We start from the raw sequence: 1,450 nt of genomic DNA, 5'->3' as shown, positions 1-1,450 counted from the left end.
GCTGGGCGTCCTCGCGGTTGGCGAAGAGGCTGACGGTCATCGGCGGGTCGTAGCCGCAGGGCGGGCGGAAGAAGATCGAGTAGGAGATGGTCACCGCCACCGCGACGCTGACTCTCGCGGTCGGGCTGGCCGGTGCCACGCCGGCGAGCGCCACCGGTCGCGACCCGAGGGTCGGGGAGCCGCTACCCGGGTACACCATCGAGAATCCGCCGTTGACGCCGCTGGTCGTGGGCGGCAAGCCGACGACGGTACGCCAGGGCGTGCACCGCCACGCCGGGTACATCATCGAGGTCCCCGCCCGGTGGAACGGCGACCTGGTGATGTGGGCGCACGGCTACCGCGGCCAGGGCACTGTGCTCTCGCCGGAGCCGCCGGCCTTCGGGCTGCGCCAGCGTCTGCTCGAGCAGGGGTACGCCTGGGCGTCGTCCTCGTACGACAGGAACGGCTTCGACATCCGTTCGGGGGTGCTGGGCACCAAGGATCTCGCCGACCACTTCGGACGGACGGTCCGCCGGCCGCAGCACACGTACGTCGCCGGGGTGTCGATGGGCGGGTACGTCATCGGTCGTTCGCTGGAGCAGTACCCCGGCTTCTACGACGGGGCGCTGCCGATGTGCGGGGTGCTCGGCGACCAGACGTTGCTCGACTTCTACCTGGACTACAACCTGGTTGCGCAGACCCTCGCCGGGGTGCCGGCGTACCCGACGCCGGCCGACTACCTGACGAACGCCGTACCCCGGATCCAGGTGGCGCTCGGTCTGGCCGGGTTGACCCCCACCGGGCCGGACACCACCACGGACCGGGGTAAGCAGTTGCGGGCCATCACCGTGAACCGTTCGGGCGGGCCGCGTCCGGGCGCGGACGCGGCGTTCGCGGTCTGGAAGGACTTCCTCTTCTCGATCACCGTGCCCACCGGGAGTGGCAACTCCCCCGCCCAGCGGCCCGGTCAGCTCTCCAGCAACCTGCTCACCCGGTACGCCCCGAACAGCCCGGTCGACGTCAACGCCACGGTGCGGCGGGTCGCGCCGGAGAACCCGGTGCAGCGGCTCCTGCCGACGCTGACCGAGGTGCCACGGATCGCCGGTCGGCCCACCGCGCCGGTGCTCAGCCTGCACGGCCTCGGTGACCTGTTCGTGCCCTTCAGCATGGAGCAGGCGTATGCCACGGACGTGGCACGGCACGGTCGTAGCAAGCTGGTGGTCCAACGGGCCATCCGGGCCACGCAGCACTGCGAGTTCACCCCGGCGGAGGCCGGCGCCGCCTGGGACGACCTGATGTCCTGGGTACGCACCGGCAAGCGCCCGGCCGGCGACACCGTGACCGACCCGGCGGTGGTGGCGCGGCCCGACTACGGCTGCCGGTTCAGCGACCGGGAGGCGTACGCCGCTGGGGTCGCACCGGAGATGACGAAGGTCAGGTCCTGGTTGAGCAGCTTCGCGGAGCTGCCACA

At 71.5% G+C, this 1,450-nt stretch carries 1 protein-coding gene; it reads left to right on the top strand.

The window, feature by feature from the left end; all coding sequences use genetic code 11:
- Positions 1 to 86: 86 nt before the first annotated feature.
- Positions 87 to 1,450, top strand: a 1,364-nt coding sequence (locus tag ACWCO3_RS34585; protein WP_450014210.1) for a hypothetical protein, incomplete at its 3' end; no start/stop codon positions are given.

Source organism: Micromonospora sp. NPDC002411, from assembly GCF_053592955.1.
This window is presented reverse-complemented; position numbering and strand designations above follow the sequence as displayed.